General features: G+C 72.7%; 16 protein-coding genes. 4 read left to right on the forward strand and 12 right to left on the reverse strand.

Features of this window, described 5'->3' with window-relative positions:
• Window positions 1-70: 70 nt before the first annotated feature.
• From pcaD to BDW27_RS06520, 6 genes are all read right to left on the reverse strand, one after another.
• Window positions 71-1,210 (reverse strand): 3-oxoadipate enol-lactonase, encoded by a 1,140-nt coding sequence (pcaD, locus tag BDW27_RS06495; RefSeq protein WP_110048605.1) that lies wholly within the window; start codon window positions 1,208-1,210, stop codon window positions 71-73.
• Window positions 1,200-2,573, reverse strand: coding sequence for a 3-carboxy-cis,cis-muconate cycloisomerase (pcaB, locus tag BDW27_RS06500; protein WP_110048606.1), 1,374 nt, complete (start codon window positions 2,571-2,573; stop codon window positions 1,200-1,202). Before pcaB ends, pcaD begins: the two co-directional genes overlap by 11 nt.
• Window positions 2,574-2,644: 71 nt before the next feature.
• Complete coding sequence (pcaG, locus tag BDW27_RS06505) at window positions 2,645-3,226, reverse strand: protocatechuate 3,4-dioxygenase subunit alpha (protein WP_110048607.1); 582 nt, start codon at window positions 3,224-3,226, stop codon at window positions 2,645-2,647.
• Window positions 3,223-3,975 carry a protocatechuate 3,4-dioxygenase subunit beta gene (gene pcaH / locus BDW27_RS06510; protein WP_110048608.1) on the reverse strand — a complete coding sequence of 251 codons (753 nt, stop codon included), beginning with the start codon at window positions 3,973-3,975 and terminating at the stop codon, window positions 3,223-3,225. The genes pcaG and pcaH overlap by 4 nt, the downstream gene beginning before the upstream one ends.
• Window positions 3,976-4,059: 84 nt before the next feature.
• Entirely contained in the window at window positions 4,060-4,815 is a 756-nt protein-coding gene (locus BDW27_RS06515; RefSeq protein WP_110048609.1) for a CoA-transferase subunit beta, read from the reverse strand.
• Window positions 4,812-5,690, reverse strand: coding sequence for a CoA transferase subunit A (locus tag BDW27_RS06520; RefSeq protein WP_110048610.1), 879 nt, complete (start codon window positions 5,688-5,690; stop codon window positions 4,812-4,814). The genes BDW27_RS06515 and BDW27_RS06520 overlap by 4 nt, the downstream gene beginning before the upstream one ends.
• Window positions 5,691-5,869: 179 nt before the next feature.
• On the opposite strand from BDW27_RS06520, the gene BDW27_RS06525 reads away from it, so the two are divergent.
• The gene (locus tag BDW27_RS06525; RefSeq protein ID WP_110048611.1) at window positions 5,870-6,673 is read left to right on the forward strand and encodes an IclR family transcriptional regulator C-terminal domain-containing protein; all 804 of its coding nucleotides are present in this window, start codon (window positions 5,870-5,872) and stop codon (window positions 6,671-6,673) included.
• A gap of 62 nt (window positions 6,674-6,735) precedes the next feature.
• On the opposite strand, the gene BDW27_RS06530 is transcribed toward BDW27_RS06525, so the two are convergent.
• The 5 genes from BDW27_RS06530 to BDW27_RS06550 form a co-directional block, all read right to left on the reverse strand.
• Complete coding sequence (locus BDW27_RS06530; protein WP_017543508.1) at window positions 6,736-8,124, reverse strand: tripartite tricarboxylate transporter permease; 1,389 nt, start codon at window positions 8,122-8,124, stop codon at window positions 6,736-6,738.
• Window positions 8,121-8,570, reverse strand: a complete 450-nt coding sequence (locus tag BDW27_RS06535) for a hypothetical protein (protein ID WP_017543509.1) — start codon at window positions 8,568-8,570, stop codon at window positions 8,121-8,123. The genes BDW27_RS06530 and BDW27_RS06535 overlap by 4 nt, the downstream gene beginning before the upstream one ends.
• The gene (locus BDW27_RS06540; protein ID WP_110048612.1) at window positions 8,570-9,838 is read right to left on the reverse strand and encodes a hydroxymethylglutaryl-CoA reductase, degradative; all 1,269 of its coding nucleotides are present in this window, start codon (window positions 9,836-9,838) and stop codon (window positions 8,570-8,572) included. The genes BDW27_RS06535 and BDW27_RS06540 overlap by 1 nt, the downstream gene beginning before the upstream one ends.
• Before the next feature lie 129 nt (window positions 9,839-9,967).
• The gene (locus tag BDW27_RS06545; protein WP_110048613.1) at window positions 9,968-11,851 is read right to left on the reverse strand and encodes a helix-turn-helix domain-containing protein; all 1,884 of its coding nucleotides are present in this window, start codon (window positions 11,849-11,851) and stop codon (window positions 9,968-9,970) included.
• Window positions 11,852-11,933: 82 nt separating this feature from the next.
• Window positions 11,934-12,482 (reverse strand): CGNR zinc finger domain-containing protein, encoded by a 549-nt coding sequence (locus BDW27_RS06550; protein WP_110048614.1) that lies wholly within the window; start codon window positions 12,480-12,482, stop codon window positions 11,934-11,936.
• 25 nt (window positions 12,483-12,507) lie between these two features.
• Here BDW27_RS06550 and BDW27_RS27410 point away from each other — a divergent pair, with 25 nt between their 5' ends.
• Window positions 12,508-12,666: a hypothetical protein gene (locus BDW27_RS27410; protein WP_199560559.1), complete on the forward strand. Its 159-nt coding sequence runs from the start codon at window positions 12,508-12,510 to the stop codon at window positions 12,664-12,666.
• A 33-nt stretch (window positions 12,667-12,699) separates the two neighbouring features.
• Here BDW27_RS27410 and BDW27_RS06555 read toward each other — a convergent pair whose 3' ends face one another.
• The gene (locus BDW27_RS06555; protein ID WP_110048615.1) at window positions 12,700-13,278 is read right to left on the reverse strand and encodes a TetR/AcrR family transcriptional regulator; all 579 of its coding nucleotides are present in this window, start codon (window positions 13,276-13,278) and stop codon (window positions 12,700-12,702) included.
• Window positions 13,279-13,387: 109 nt separating this feature from the next.
• On the opposite strand from BDW27_RS06555, the gene BDW27_RS06560 reads away from it, so the two are divergent.
• Both BDW27_RS06560 and BDW27_RS06565 read left to right on the forward strand, forming a co-directional pair.
• Window positions 13,388-14,260, forward strand: a complete 873-nt coding sequence (locus tag BDW27_RS06560) for an NAD(P)H-binding protein (protein WP_110048616.1) — start codon at window positions 13,388-13,390, stop codon at window positions 14,258-14,260.
• 175 nt (window positions 14,261-14,435) lie between these two features.
• Window positions 14,436-15,314 (forward strand): aldo/keto reductase, encoded by an 879-nt coding sequence (locus BDW27_RS06565; RefSeq protein WP_110048617.1) that lies wholly within the window; start codon window positions 14,436-14,438, stop codon window positions 15,312-15,314.
• The last annotated feature ends 98 nt before the right edge of the window (window positions 15,315-15,412 follow it).

The raw sequence follows: 15,412 nt of genomic DNA on the forward strand, positions 1-15,412 counted from the left end.
GACAGAACCGGGCAGGGTGCGCCGAGCCGTTCGCCGCCCGCCCCGCGCGGCGGCCCTCACTCCGTACCGTTCACTCCGTCGGGCCCTCGTCGAGGACTCCCTGGGCGATCGCGAACGCCTTGTTCGCGGCCGGGACCCCGCAGTAGACCGCGGTCTGGAGGAGGACCTCTCCGATCTCGTCCGGGGTCAGGCCGTTGCGCAGGGCGGCCCGCACATGCATGGCCAACTCGTCCCAGTGCCCCTGGGCGACCATGGCGGTGAGCACCATACAGCTGCGGGTGCGTCGGTCCAGCCCGGGCCGGGTCCACACCTCACCCCACGCGTATCGGGTGATGAGGTCCTGGAACGGCTCGGTGAAGTCGGTCCTGCGGGCCTCGGCCCGGTCCACGTGGGCGTCTCCGAGGACGGCGCGACGCACCCGTGTCCCGGCTTCGCGGCGGTCGGCCTCGGCCAGGTGCTGTGTGATGAGCGTGTTGACCCGGGCCGCGTGCGTCCACGACAGAAGGTGGGCGGCGCCCTCCAGCACCACGAACCGGGCTCCGGGCACCCGCTCCGCGATGAGCGCGGCATGGCCCTCGGGCGGGGTGGAGGGGTCCTCGGCCCCGGCCACGACCAGTGTGGGCGCGGTGATCCGGTGCAGGTCGTCGCGGACGTCGTGGTGCTCGATGGCGCCGCAGCATCCCGCGTAGCCCTCGTCGGGGGTGTCGACGATCTGGTCGCGCAGGAGTGTGACGTCGTGGGGGTGCTCGGAGGCGAAGGCCGGGGTGAACCACCGTTGTACCACCCCGTCGGCCAGGGCGGTGGTGCCCTGGTCCCTCGCCACGGCGGCCCGGTCCCGCCAGTTCTGGGCGGGTCCCATGTGGGGGGAGGTGGCCATCAGCACGAGCCTGTCGACGCGCTCGGGAGCGTGGATGCCCAGCCACTGGCCGACCATGCCGCCGATGGACAGGCCCGCGAAGTGGGCGCGCCCGATTCCGAGCCGGTCGAGCAGGGCCACGACGTCGCCGCCCAGGTCGGCCATGCTGTAGGGACCCTCGGGCGCGGGCGACTCCCCGTGTCCGCGCAGGTCCACGCGGATCACCCGGAAGACGGTGGAGAGCGCTTCGACCTGCGGCTCCCACATCCGCCCGGTGGTGCCGAGGGACCCGGCCAGCACCAGCGGCGGTGCGTCCGCCGGTCCGCTCACGACGTGGTGGAGGTCAACGCTCATCGGTTCCTTCTTCGTTGTCGGTGGGGTCCGTCCGGCCGGTCCTACCCGTCACCCGGTCGGCGAACACCGGTGCGGCGCCGAGGTAGTCGGCGGGATCGAGCAGGACGCTGATCCGGTCGCGGGTGCGCAGGCCGTGGAGGTGTTCGGCCAGGACCTCCACCGGGTCGCGGCCCTCGTCCACGGCGGCCCGGCAGGCGGTGGTGACGCGCTGGTGGGCCTCCAGGCGGCCGAGTTCGGGGGTCAGGTCCGCGGTGAGTCGTTCGCTGAGGGCCAGCCCGCCGGTGAGGTCGAGGTTGGCGGCCATGCGGTCCGGGTGCACGCGGAGGCGTGCGACGCTCACGCGCAGCCAGGAGACGGCGGAGCCGGTGCGCCGGAGCAGGTCGGTCAGGGGCAGCCACTCGGCGTGCCAGGCCCCCGCCGCGCGTTGGTGCTCCTGGATCTGCGCGGCGAACAGGGTGGCCACGAGGCCGGGCGTCTGGCGGGCGGCGGCCAGCGCGCTGACGGCGGCGACCGGGTTGCGCTTGTGCGGCATGGTGGAGGAGCCGCCCACACCGCTTCCGCCCTCCTCGGTGACCTCGCCGACCTCGGTCTGGGCCAGCAGCACGATGTCCTGGGCGACGTTCCCGGCCGCGCCGCTCACCCGGCCGAGCGCGGCGGCGATCTCGGCGATCCGTCCGCGTTCGGTGTGCCAGGGCAGGAAGGGTTCGGGCAGGTCGAGGCGGGCGGCGAAGGCGGCCGCCACCGCCGGGCCGTGCGGGTGCAGTGAGGCGAGGGTGCCCACGGCTCCGCCGAGCTGGGCGGCCAGGTGGTGGTCCAGCACCTGGTCGAGGCGGTCGGCCGCCCCGGTCAGGCCGGAGGTCCAGCTCGCGGCGACGGCGCCGAAGGTGGTGGGCAGGGCCTGTTGGAGGAGGGTCCGGCCGGGCGCGGGGGTGGTGCGGTGGCGGTGGGCCAGGGTTCGCAGCTCCCCCGTGAGGTCGGCCAGTTCGGTGCGCAGGGCGGCCCCGGCTTGGCGGACCAGGAGCATGGCCGCGGTGTCCATGACGTCCTGGCTGGTGGCCCCCTGGTGGACGTGGCGGGCGGCGTCGGGGCGGGTCGCGCGCACGTTCTCGGTGAGTCGTGCGACCAACGGGATGACCGGGTTGCCGCCGGCCGCCGCAGCCCGGCCCAGGTCGGCCGGGTCGTAGCGGTCGGCCGCGCAGGCGGCGGCGACGGCCTCGGCCCGCTCCGGAGTGATGAGGCCGGTGTCGGCCAGGGCTCGGGCCAGGGCGGCCTCGGTGTCGAGCAGGGCCCGGAGCCAGGCGGTGTCGTCGGTGAGCGGCCCGAGGGGGCCGTGGTTGAGGACACCGTCGAACAGGCCGGTCATGGGTGGTCCCTCACTGGGTCGGGTGGGGCGGCGGAGCGGGTCGGAGCCGATGGGGCGGCGGGGGTCTCGGGTCAGACGTCGAAGAAGACCGTCTCCCCCTCGCCCTGGAGGCGGATGTCGAAGCGGTAGCCGCCCTCCTCCTGGCTGGCGACGAGGGTGGCTCGGTCGGCGGGGTCGGCGACGGAGCGCAGGACGGGGTCGGCCGCGTTGGCCGCCTCCTCCTCGGGAAAGTACAGGCGGGTGACCACCCGGTGCAGCATGCCGCGCGCGAAGACGGAGATGTCGACGTGGGGTGCCTGCTCACCACCCGGCCCTGGGACGGGTCCGGGCTTGAGGGTGAGGATCTCGTAGGAGCCCGCCGTGTCGGTGGGGCAGCGGCCGAATCCCCGGAAGCCGGGCAGGGAGCGGGCGCCGCGCGGGTCGTCCGGGTGGTCGAACCGCCCGTGCGGGTCTGCCTGCCAGGTCTCGACCAGGGCGTCGGTGACCGGTGCGCCCGCGCCGTCGTACACGGTGCCGCGCAGTCGGACGGAGCCGGGCGTGCCCTCGGCGACAGCGAAGGGGCCGTCCGGCCAGGGCAGGCCGATGTGCAGGTAGGGGCCGACGGTCTGGGACGGGGTGGTGGGCACCTGGTCGGCGGTGGGTCGGGGTGTCATTCGTCGTCCTCCAGGACCTCTTCCTCGGACTCGAACGGGGTCTGGTCACGTCCGCGCAGCACGATGTCCCACCGGTAGGCCAGGGCCCACTCGGGCTGGGTGGAGTCGTGGTCGTAGCGGGCCAGCAGGCGCTCGCGGGCCCGCTCGTCGGGGACCGACTGCCACATGGGGTCCTGGAAGAACAGGGGGTCGTCGGGGAAGTACATCTGGGTGACCAGCCGCTGGGTGAAGGCCCGTCCGAACAGCGAGAAGTGGATGTGGGCGGGGCGCCAGGCGTTCCGGTGGTTCTTCCAGGGGTAGGCACCGGGCCGCACGGTGACGAACCGGTAGTGGCCCTGTGCGTCGGTGAGGACGCGCCCCACGCCGGAGAAGTTCGGGTCGAGCGGGGCGGGCCAGTTGTCACCGGTGTGGCGGTAGCGTCCGGCGGCGTTGGCCTGCCAGACCTCCACGAGGCTGTGCGGCACGGGGAGGCCGTCGCTGTCACGGACCTGACCGTGGACGATGATGCGCTGGCCCTGGGGTTCGCCGTCGTGCTGGCGGGTGAGGTCGTGGTCGTGGGCGCCGAGGCGGTCCTCGCCCAGAACGGGTGAGGTGATCTCGGTGAGCGTGTGCGGCAGCAGGGTGAGCGGGCGCTGGGGGTGGCGCAGCGCGGTGCTCCCGTAACCGGGGTAGTCCAGGGGCGGGTGGGAGCCGTGGTCGCGCACGTATCCGCGCGGGTGCGACCCGGGCCCGTCGGAGGTGGTGGACATGCGGTCCTTCCTTTCGGAGCGGGCCCCGGGGGACGGCCGGGGCCCGGGGTCTCCAGCGGCGAGGGGGTGGGGCCGTCGGGTGGTTCAGGCCGCGCCGGTCAGGGAGCGGAGCACGGAGAGTTCGGTGTCGGTGGGCGCGGGAGTGCGGACGGGGTCGTCGGACACGCGCAGGTCCCAGCCGGTGGCCTCGTGGACCTCCGCGAGTTCCACACCCGGGTGCAGTCCCACCAGCGTGAGTTCGCGTGTGGCGGGGTCGGGTTCGAGGACACCGAGGTCGGTGATGACCCGGACCGGCCCCGCCCCGGTCAGGCCGAGCCGTTCGCGGTCGCCGGGGCCCGATCCGTGGCCCACCGAGGTCACGAAGTCCACCTTCTCCACGAACGCGCGGGGCCTGTGGCGCATGACCACGATGACCTCGCGGCAGGAGGCGGCGATCTCGGGGGCGCCGCCCGCTCCGGGCAGGCGCACCTTCGGGTCCGCGTAGTCCCCGATCACGGTGGTGTTGATGTTGGCGAACCGGTCGATCTGCGCCGCGCCGAGGAACCCTGCGTCGATACGACCGGCCTGGAGCCAGTAGTTGAAGACCTCGGGGACCGGGACCACCGTGTCTGCGGTGTCGGCCAGGATCCCGTCGCCGATGGACAGCGGCAGGTGGTCGGGGGAGGCGCCCAGGGTGCCGGACTCGTAGATCATCCACAGGTCGGGGGCGTGCGTTCGGCTGGCCACGTTCGCGGCGGTGCTGGGCAGGCCGATGCCGACGAAGCAGGCCATACCGTCGCGCAGCGAACGCGCGGCGGTGACGGTCATGATCTCGTCGGAGGTCCAGGTCTCGGTGGTCACGCGCCTCTCCCCACGGGCTCGGTGTCGCTGTCCGGGGACTCGGGCGACGAGGTGGCGGGAGGGGCGGAGGGAGGCTGTGAGCCCGCGGTGAGGTCGGCGAGCCAGGCGGTGAAGGCCTCACGGTCGCGCCCGACCGCGTCCCAGGCACGGTAGGCGGCGTTGTCCCGCTCGTAGTAGCCGTGGGCGTAGGAGGGGGCGGCGCCGCCGGGAACGACGCTGACGGCGTCCACGACCCGGCCGGGCAGGATCACCTGACCCGGGACGGGGTCGAGGGTCTCCACGACCTCCTCCACGGTGGCCAGGACCCGATCGGACGCCAGAGCGGCCTCCTTCTGGATGCCGGTGATGCCCCACAGCTGGACGTTGCCCCGGGTGTCCGCCCGCTGGGCGTGGATCACGGCGACGTCGGGGTTGAGCGCGGGCACAGCGGCCAGCTCCTGCCCGGTGAAGGGGCAGGTGATGGTCTTGATGTGGGGGTTGTGCTCGACCAGATCGGTGCCGGCGTAGCCGCGCATCACCGCGAACGGCAGACCGGAGGCGCCCGCGACGTAGCGGTTGGCCATCCCCGCGTGACTGTGCTCCTCGATCTCCAGCGGGACCGGCCAGGAGCGGGTGACCGCGTCACGGAAGCGGTGCAGCGAGCCGACACCGGGGTTGCCACCCCAGGAGAAGACCAGGCGACGCGCGCATCCGGCGCCGATGAGCTGGTCGTAGACGATGTCGGGCGTCATACGGACCAGGGTCAGGTCCCGCAGACCCTGGCGGATGATCTCGTGCCCGGCGGCCACGGGGATGAGATGGGTGAACCCCTCCAGAGCGACGGTGTCGCCGTCGTGGATGAGCTGCCGGACCGCCTCGTCCAGGGGCACGGCCATGGCGACCCTCCGGTTCGTATAGCGAATTGATGTTCACAGTGCGAACAATTGGGAATGACGTTAGCGCCGATCACAAAAAGGGTCAAGGCACGGCCCAGCTGTTCGGTATGAGAACATCGCGATGACCGTGACCCGAAGCGGCGCGACCGCCATCCCCGCACCCGGACCTGGAAGGCCCCATGACCACCGAAGACGCCCCCGAACGCGGCGCACACTTCGTGCAGTCCCTGGAGCGGGGACTCATGGTCGTCCGCGCCTTCTCGGCCGAGCGCCCGTCGATGACCCTCAGCGAGGTCGCGCGCGCCACCGACCTCACCCGGGCCGCCGCCCGCCGCTTCCTGCTGACCCTGGGCGACCTCGGGTACGTGCGCACCGACGGCCGGAAGTTCGCCCTCACACCGCGCGTGCTGGAGCTGGGATACGCCTACGTGGCCTCCGCCGGGCTGCCCGACGTGGCCCAGCCGCACCTGGAGGACCTGTCCGCCACCGTGCGCGAGTCGGCCTCGGTGTCGGTCCTGGAGGGAGACGACATCCTGTACGTCGCCCGTGTGGCGACCTCGCGGATCATGGCAGTGTCCATCGCCGTGGGCACCCGTTTCCCCGCCTCCACCACGTCCATGGGCAGGGTGCTGCTGGCGGGGTACGGAAACGCCGAGCTCGACGCCTACCTGGACCGGGTCGAGCTGAGTCCGCTGACCCGCTTCACCCTCACCAGCTCCGCCGCGCTGAGGACGGAGATCCTGCGCGTGCGCGAGCAGGGGTACGCGATCGTCGACCAGGAACTGGAGGAGGGGCTGCGCTCACTGGCCGCGCCGATCCGCGACGCCAGCGGCCGCGTGATCGCCGCGACCAACGTGTCCGCGCACGCCAACCGCGCCTCGATCGAGGACGTGCGTCGCGACCTGCTCCCCGTCCTGCTGGAGACCACCGCGCGCATCGAGGCCGACCTCGCCTCCGTGGCCCGGCGCGACGCCGCGCACTGACCCCGGACACGGCTCCGCGGCCCGACCAGGACGGGGTCGGGCCGCGGAGCTTCCTTTGCGGTTCAGGCCGCCAGAGCGAGCAGCTGGGGGACGGTCAGGACCGCCACGTAGAAGCCCATGAACTGCACGCCGCTGTGCATGTTAAACATCTTGCCGAAGAGTCCGCCGACCAGGCCCACGGTGAGGGTCACGCCCACCGCGAGCAGGCCGCCCTCGTACAGGCAGATCACCAGGATCAGCCCGGCGAAGGCGCCGATGATCGCCTCGTGCGAGATCCGGCGCATGACGAACGAGGCCGCCCGGTGCGCGTAGGTCATCGCGAACGGGTAGGCGATGACGGACGCGATGATCACGCCCAGCAGTCCGTAGACGAGGAACTCGCCGCTGGACATCAGGTCGTGCAGGTTGTGCGTCTCCCCGGTCTCGGTGTTGACCGTGTGCACCGGCGGCGCGTTGAACAGCGGCGCGGCCGGTCCGGCGGCCATCGGCGAGAGCGGCAGCCCCAGCGCGATCAGCGGGATCAGCGTCTCGGCGATGTAGGTGGACTCGGTGGTGCCGTTGCGCACCGACATCACCGTGGTGAGCCGGTGGTACCCGTTCTTGATCCGGGCACCGACGATCTCGCCCATGAGCACCGTCATGGCCACCGGGGAGAACACGAATGTCGCGCTGGAGACCCCGGCGGCGGCGCTCGTGTAGGCGACCTGCTTGCGGTCCAGCACCTTGAGCGGGTTGGGCAGGCGCCCGGACCAGGTCCGGGTGTCGGGGGCCAGGTCGAAGCGGCGACGGGCGCGGCGCCGCAGCGTGGCCCGGCCCGAGGGCGCCAGCGACAGGAACAGGTCAGCGATCAGCGGCCCGGTGGCGATGCCCAGGAAGAAGCTGATGGTCAGCGTCCCCCCGGTCGTCTGGGACACGAAGGCCTGCATGCCCACGACCAGCAGGACGAACGGCACCAGGGCGAGCACCGCCGCCAGCTTGCCCTTGGACGTGTAGGCGATGAGCACGGCCGCGACCACGAAGATCCACGGCGCCGCCTCGCCGATGGCGTCGGCGAAGGGGCTCAGCGCCCACGCGAACAGCACGGCCAGGGGCACCGACAGGAAGGCGGCGATCACGCCGCCCGAGATCGCCTTGCGCAGCGCGATGTGCGGTACGCCGAGCTCTCGGAGCAGCTGGGCGTCCCTGAGCATGGGCACGGCGAGGGTGTCGCCGGGGATGCCCAACAGGGCCGTGGGGATGGCGTGGGTGATGTGCTTGGCGACGATCCCCGCCATGAAGAAGGTGAACACCCCGGCGGGCGGAACGCCGAGCAGCACCACCAGCAGGGTCAGCGGCGCGATCGTGGCCGTCTCGTCGGTGTAGGAGGCCAGGCCGATGAAAGCGAAGACCACGGCGCCGATCAGGCCCATGCCCAGGGCCCAGGAGGCGTCGGTCAGCAGTTCGGGACTCACGGGTTCTGCTCCTCGCTGCGGCGGCGGTGCTGCGCCAGCAGGTCGTCGAAGAGTCCGAGCGCACGCAGTTCCCTCTGCACGGGTTCGGACAGTTCGGTGGGGTCGCCGAGCGGGCCGTAGTCGGCCTCGACGGCGTCCATGGCGGCCCGCCTGCTCTGCTCGGTGGGTGCGTGTTCGGTGACCACGCGCTTGGGCGGGAACAGCAGCGCCCCGCCGAACCCGGCCAGCAGACAGCCGACGAGTCCGACCAGGAGGGCGTAGGTCCCGGCGACGGTCTGGTCGTCGACCAGGCGGGAGAACAGCAGTTCCGCCCCCAGGTACAGGGGCACGGTCAGACCGATGCCCAGGGCGATCGCCCAGATCGTGTGGCGGGAGTCGACGGTGTCGCCCCAGATCTCCAGGAGGCGGCCGCCGTCCTCCTCCTGCTCCGTCGTGGGTTCGGTCATCATCGTCCCCTCAGCTGGCCGAGGACCGCCTCGGCCCGGTCCTGTCGGATGGCCTTCTCCTGGACGAGGACGGCCACGACGCGGTCCACCTCGTCACCGCTCGCTCCGGCGGCGACCGCGATGTTCCTGGCGTGCAGCGACATGTGGCCGCGCTGGATGCCCTCGCCCGCGAGGGCGCGCACCGCGGCGATGTTCTGGGCCAGCCCCACGGCGGTGATGAGCTCACCGAGCTCCGTGGCGTCGGCGACCCCGGTGAGGGCGACGGCGGCCTGGGCGGCCGGGTGGGTGCGGGTCGCGCCGCCGACCAGGCCCACAGGGGTGGGCAGTTCCAGCGTGGCCACGACGTTGCCGTCGGCGTCGCGCTCGAAGGTGGACAGCGAGGTGTAGCGTCCGTCGGCGTCGACGGCGTGGGAGTGGGCTCCGGCCTCGACCGCTCGGGTGTCGTTGCCGGTGGCCAGCACGACGGCGGAGGCACCGTTCATGATGCCCTTGTTGTGGGTGGCGGCGCGGTAGGGGTCGGCGGCGGCCAGGCGGTAACCGTGGATCATGTCGGTGGCGATGGCCTCGCCCCCGAGGGCCTCGGTGTCCAGGACGGCCCGCGCGCGGGTGAGCCGCAGGTCGGCCTTGTTGGTGAGGATGCGCAGGACCGGACGGCCGCCAGCGGCCTCCGCCAGGCGGGGCGCCACCGCCTCCGCCATGGTGTTGACCGCGTTGGCCCCCATGGCGTCGCGCACGTCGACCACCAGGTGGGCCACGACGTAGGTCTCCTCGAACGCCCTGACCGTGCGCACCGTGAGGTCACGCACGCCACCGCCGACCTCGACGAGTCGGGGGTCCTGTTCGTTGGCCAGTGCCACGAGTTCGGCGCGGGCTTCCAGGACGCGCAGGCGGGCGGCCTCGGGGTCGGCCACGTCCACGACCTGGATCTGCGCCTGCATCACCGGGCCGGTCGAGCTCGTGCTGAACCCGCCCCGGACCCGGGCGATGCGGGCGGCGTTGCTGGCGGCGGCCACCACCGAGGGCTCCTCGGTGGCCATCGGAACGAGGACGTCGCGTCCGTTGACCGTGAAGTTGGTGGCGACGCCGACCGGGACACCCATCACGCCGACGGCGTTCTCGATCATGTGGTCGGCCGCCGCCACGCTCAAGCCGTGCTCGTCGAGGGCGTCGAACACGGTCGCGTCCAGGCCGCTGACGGAGGCCAGGCTCGCGCGCCGCTCCTGGACGCTGAGGGAACGGAAACCGGACAACCTGCTGGTTTGCACCACGTGTGGATTCACTCCTGAGGGAAGGGGCGCCCCCGATGTGGGGTACGTCACTGCGGATTGGTCCATCCAAGCAGCGCCGTTCACCCCCGGGACATGTCCGAAACGGACAGGAAACCCACGGTTAACCTGTCACTTCCCGCCCCGTCCGAGCAGGTGGAGGCGGGTGGCCACGGTCACCCGGAACATGGAGTCGGCGGACCGCCAGTCCTCGCCCAGCAACGAGGTGATCCTCTCCAGACGCTGTTTGACGGTGTTGGGGTGGACGTACAGGGCGCGCGCGGCGCGGGTCACGCTCCCGCCGTTCGCGGCGAGCGCGGTGATGGTCCCGGTCAGGTCGGAGTGGTGCCGGTCGTCCCAGGCGACGACGGGGCCGATCATCCGTTCGACGAAGGTCAGCGCGCGACCCCCGTCGGTGCCGAACATCGCCAGGTAGGGGGCGTAGTCGTCCACCTCGAAGGCGCCCCGGCGCACGCCCAGGGCGGGCAGGAACGCGGCGCACTCCCAGGCCTCCGTGAGGACGGCGGGCAGGCCGGGGAGGGTTCCGACTGCTGAGCCCACCGCCAGGACTGGCGCGTCCGTGGCCGTTGCGACCCTCTGGGCCACCTGTTCGGCTGCGGCGGTGGGGTTCCTTCCGGGGACGAGGACGCTCACCCCCTCCCCCTGCGGTGCGGCCATCCACCCCTGGTGGACGGCCAGGGCCCGGTGCAGGGCGTGCCGGTGGCGGTCGGGGACGGGGACGACGACCACGGTCCAGGGCTGGTCGAGGACGATGCCGCGCGCCGAGGCCCGGCGGCGGAGGGTGTCGGTGTCGGCCGTGCCGGAGAACAGGTCGAGGGCGAGCTCACCGCGCACCCGTTCCTCGGCGTGGGCTACGGCCTCGCTCTGCATGGTCAGCAGGGCCAGGATCTGCCCCGATCGTTCGACGGTGCGGCGCTCGACGTCACTGAGGACGCCGTCGCCCTCCCCCACCAGCAGCATGCCCAGCAGCTCGGCTCCCGCGGAGACCGCGACCACCACCTCCGGCCCCGGCCCCTCCACCGGAACGCAGTGGCCGGACTCGCGGCTGCGAGCGAGTGCCCTCGTGGCGGCGGGGGCCAGTCGCCCGTCCGGCCACCAGCCCGCGGCCACCTCGGAGGTACGGGTGACCGCGTGGTGATCGCGGTCGGCGATGGCGACGGTGCGCCCCAGGGACTCCGCGAGGGTCAGGGCCACCTCGCGGGGACCGTGCCCGGACAGGACCAGTGCGGTCAGCCGTTCGTGCACCCGCGCGGCGGCGGCCATGGCCTCCGCGTGACGCTCGGCGCGTTCCGCCGCCTCCGTGGCGGCGGCGAACAGACGGGCCGTGTGCAGGATGACCGCCGCCTGGTCGGCGAAGGCCGAGAGCAGGGCGATCTCCTCCCGGGCGAAGGGGCGTGAGGCGCGGTCGGCGGCGAAGAGGACACCCAGGATCTCGCCGTTGGCGGACATCGGCACCCCGACGAGGGAGCGCAGCTGTTCCTCGGCGATGGCGGCGTCGATCCCGGGGTCGCGGTCGAAGTCGTCCCGCACCCCGTAGTCGGAGGTCCACTGGGGGGTGTTGGTGCGCACCACCCGGCTCGCGATCCCGGCCCCGGCGGGGACGCGCAGACCCGGGAAGCGCGGGGAGACCGTGCCCCGGCTGGCCCGCACGAAGAGTTCGTCGGTGTCCCTGTCGTGGACGGACAGGTAGGTGACGTCCGTTCCGACGAGGTCGTGGGCGCGGTCGACCAGCCGCCTGAGCAGTGGTTCCACGTCACGGACCTCGACGAGGTCGCGTGTGCTCGCGATCAGCGCCGAGAGTTCCCCCTCGCGGCGCCGGAGGCGGGTCAGGCGTGCGGACAGGCTCCTGACGCGCTCCACCAGAGCGTCGTCCACGGGGCCGAGGAGAGCGGTGACGTCGTCCGTGGACGGGTGTTCGCCCTCCTCCAACCGGACCAGCAGCTCCGCGAGCGCGCGCTGGCTGCTCGCGTCGAAACGCGGGAGACCTTCTTGCATCGCACCAGTCTCACATCCTCGCTGGTGGGGCGGTACGTCCGCCCTGCGGTTCGGCGTGCGGCCCGTCCGCGAGCGGGCGGATTCAGAGCGCGGGATCGGCCCCTTCCGTATCGTCGGCGACGCGGGCGCGGTGGCGGCGGACGGCGTCGCGGTTGCCACAGGCGGGCGAGCAGTACCGCTGGCGGCCGTTGCGGGAGAAGTCGGCGTAGACCAGTGCGCAGCCGCGGGCGGCGCAGCGGCCCAGCCGGTGCATGCCACGTCCGGTCAGGTGCAGGGCGGTGCCCACGGCGATCAGCGAGGCGATCTGCCGGTGCGCGGGCAGGTCGTCGGGGCGGTAGTGCAGGTGCCAGCCGGTGCCCGCGTGGTCGGTCAGCCTCGGCGGACTGGAGTACTCGGTGAGCAGGGCGTTGAGGCAGTCGGCGCGGGTGGTCGGGTCCGCGCTGTCGACGACGGCGGCCCACCCTGTCAGGAAGTCGTGGACCCGGGCGAGGTCGTCCTCCCCCACCGCGCGCTCCAGGAGGAAGCCCACCTCCGCGCAGCGGCGCTCCAGGTCGGCGGTCTCGGAGCACGGCCGGTTGGCCAGGTCCACCGCCAGGGAGAGGGGACCCTGACCGTAAGGGTTGAGATGCATAATGCCATTACACCAGACTGGGGCCATGACCGAGCACGAACACCGCTGGACCACCGACTCCACCCACTCGACCAGTGAGGGCATGGTCACCTACCAGCGCTGCCGCTGCGGGGAGCACCGTGTGGCCCTGTCCGCGCCGATCCTCCAGGCGCACACGTCCACCCGCCCGGGGCGCGGCCGCTGAGTCCCACCACGCCGATCACCCCTCCATCCCCGATCACCACCGGACGCCGATCCCCCGCTCCAGGGTGCGCACGACCGCCGGGGCCACCGCGTGCCGGGGCATCTGCCCCCGCGAGGCTCGCTCCAGCCCGGTGAAGACCAGCGCCCACAGGACCTGGACCGCCCAGGCGGGATCGGCGTCGGGGTCGAACGCCCCCTCCTCCTGCCCCCGGCGCACCAGACCCGTGAGGATCTCGGGCTCGGGTTCCGTGGCGTCCGGGGCGTCGTCGAAGACCTCGTTGGCGGTGTCACCGAAGGCGAAGACCACCCAGTCCCCCACCTCCACGTGCGCGGCGACCACCCGGCGCATGGCCTCCTGGGCGGACCCCTCCTCCACGCGCGCCTCGTCCATGACCCGCCCGATCTCCGACAGCGCCTCCTCGTAGGTGGCGGCGAGCAGCACGTCGCGGTCGGGGAAGTAGCGGTGCAGGGTGCTGCGTCCCACCCGCGCCGCCTCGGCGACCTCGGACAGCGGCGCGTTGCGGTCGTTGGCCAGGACGGTGGCGGCGGCGCGCAGGATCGCCCCCCGCGTCCGGGCACGTACACCCGTCCTCGGACTCTCGGTGCTCGTCATGGCGCCAACCTACCGTTCGCACCAAAAACGGAACCCCGCCACTCTTTATGGGACACCAGTGTCCCATTATGATAGACATCAATCCCACAATCTCTGGAGAGGAACCCCCGTGCGCGTCCTGGTGACCGGAGCCAGCGGGACCGTCGGCTCCCTGGTGGTCCCGAGACTCATCGAACGCGGTGCCGCCGTCCGGGCGCTCAGCCGCGACCCCGCCCACCGCGTCTTCCCCGAGGGCGTCGAACCCGTCGAGGGCGATCTCGAACGCCCCGCGACCCTGGACGGCGTCTTCGACGGGGTGGACGCGGTCATGCTCTATCCCCACCCCGAGACGGCCGAGGAGGTCGTCGACCGTATCCGGAACGCCGGGGCGCGACGGATCGTCCTGATCTCCTCGGCATCGGTCCAGACCGCCCCCGGCGCCGACACCGAGCACAACCACGGTCACCAGCACCACCGCCCCGTGGAGGAGGCGGTGGAGCGCTCCGGGCTGGAATGGACCCACCTGCGCGGCGGTGAGTTCATGGTCAACGACCTCGACTCCCTTCCCGACTCCGTCCGAGCCGAGGGGGTGGTCCGCGCTCCCCGGGGCGACGAGCCCGGGGCGCCCGTTCACGAGGCCGACATGGCCGACATGGCGGCGGCCACCCTGTTGGAGGACGGCCACCACGGCCGGGCCTACGAGATCACCGGCCCGGAGTCCCTCACCCCGGCCCAGCGCACCGAGGTGATCAGTCGGGCCCTGGGGCGCGAGATCACCTTCGTGCCGCTGACCCTGGCCGAGGCCCGCGAGCTGTGGCTCGCGCGGGGCGTCCCGCCCGAGCTCTGCGACTGGCTGCTGTGGGAACCCGGCCCCGAGGACGACGGGACCGACACCGATCCGACTCCCGACGAGTACGTGTCCCCGGACTACCAACGGGTCATCGGCCGCCCCGGGCGCACCTACGCCCGGTGGGTCGCCGACCACCTCGACGCCTTCCGGTAGTCACCCCGACCAGAACGCCCCCACCGGGTCCCGGGTTCCTTGCGCGCCCCGGCGCCACCTGGAATCCTGCGGTCCCCGGCCGAGGGCGACACGGGACGGCGGACACCGGCCCCACCCGCGCCGACCTGGCACCATGGCACGGACCCGGCCGTCGTGCCGCAGCGGAAGGAAGACAGTGACCGACGCACACACCACGCCCCACGTCGCAGAGCAGGCGGGCACCCTCCTCCTCGGAGGGGACCTGCCGGTCCACCGTCTGGGGTTCGGGGCCATGCGGATCGTCGGCGAGGGGGTGTGGGGACCACCCCGCGACCGCGACGAGGCCCTGGCCGTCCTGCGCCGGACCGCCGAGCTCGGGGTGAACTTCATCGACACCGCCGACTCCTACGGCCCACAGGTCAGCGAGCAGCTGATCCGCGAGGCGCTCTATCCGTACGCGGACGACCTGGTCATCGGCACCAAGGCCGGTTTCGTACGCACCGGCCCCGCGCAGTGGCACCGGCTGGGGCGCCCGGAGTACCTCAGGCAGCAGGTGGAGCTGAGCCTGCGCAACCTGGGGGTGGAGCGCATCGACCTGATGCAGCTGCACCGGATCGACCCGGACGTGCCCCTGGCCGACCAGCTCGGTGCGCTCACCGAGCTCCGGAGCGAGGGCAAGATCCGGCACATCGGGTTGAGCGAGGTGGGTGTGGACGAGCTGTCGGCGGCTCGCGCGATCACCCCGATCGCCTCGGTGCAGAACCAGTACGCGCCGTCCTTCCGTCAGTCCGAGGACGTCCTGGAGCAGTGCGAGAAGGACGGGATCGCCTTCCTGCCGTGGGCCCCGGTCGGCCGCGGCGAGATGGCGGCGGCCGACTCCCCGCTGGCCGGGATCGCGGCCCACCACGGGGTGAGCCCGGTCCAGCTGGCGCTGTCCTGGCTGCTGCACCGCTCCCCCGTGATGCTGCCGATCCCGGGCACCTCGCGGGTGTCCCACCTGGAGGAGAACACGGCGGCGGCCGCCGTCCGACTGTCCGAGGAGGAGGTCGAGCGGATCAGCCAGCTCCTGTCCTGACCCGCACTCCCCCGGACACGGGCGCGGCCCGGCGGAGCGTTCCTCCGTCGGGCCGCGCCCGTGGGGCCGCCCGTTGCCGCGGCGGCCGTCGTCCAGTG

Source organism: Nocardiopsis sp. L17-MgMaSL7 (assembly GCF_003182025.1).
In the GTDB taxonomy this organism is placed as follows: Bacteria; Actinomycetota; Actinomycetes; order Streptosporangiales; family Streptosporangiaceae; genus Nocardiopsis; species Nocardiopsis prasina.

Excerpts from the sequence above, each read along its gene's own strand:
- BDW27_RS06555 (WP_110048615.1), bottom strand. The coding sequence starts at position 13,278 with ATGACGAGCACCGAGAGTCCGAGGACGGGTGTACGTGCCCGGACGCGG.
- pcaB (WP_110048606.1), bottom strand. The coding sequence starts at position 2,573 with ATGACCGGCCTGTTCGACGGTGTCCTCAACCACGGCCCCCTCGGGCCG.
- BDW27_RS06545 (WP_110048613.1), bottom strand. The coding sequence starts at position 11,851 with ATGCAAGAAGGTCTCCCGCGTTTCGACGCGAGCAGCCAGCGCGCGCTC.
- BDW27_RS06520 (WP_110048610.1), bottom strand. The coding sequence starts at position 5,690 with ATGGCCGTGCCCCTGGACGAGGCGGTCCGGCAGCTCATCCACGACGGC.
- BDW27_RS06525 (WP_110048611.1), top strand. The coding sequence starts at position 5,870 with ATGACCACCGAAGACGCCCCCGAACGCGGCGCACACTTCGTGCAGTCC.
- pcaH (WP_110048608.1), bottom strand. The coding sequence starts at position 3,975 with ATGTCCACCACCTCCGACGGGCCCGGGTCGCACCCGCGCGGATACGTG.
- BDW27_RS06535 (WP_017543509.1), bottom strand. The coding sequence starts at position 8,570 with ATGACCGAACCCACGACGGAGCAGGAGGAGGACGGCGGCCGCCTCCTG.
- pcaD (WP_110048605.1), bottom strand. The coding sequence starts at position 1,210 with ATGAGCGTTGACCTCCACCACGTCGTGAGCGGACCGGCGGACGCACCG.
- BDW27_RS27410 (WP_199560559.1), top strand. The coding sequence starts at position 12,508 with ATGACCGAGCACGAACACCGCTGGACCACCGACTCCACCCACTCGACC.
- pcaG (WP_110048607.1), bottom strand. The coding sequence starts at position 3,226 with ATGACACCCCGACCCACCGCCGACCAGGTGCCCACCACCCCGTCCCAG.
- BDW27_RS06550 (WP_110048614.1), bottom strand. The coding sequence starts at position 12,482 with ATGCATCTCAACCCTTACGGTCAGGGTCCCCTCTCCCTGGCGGTGGAC.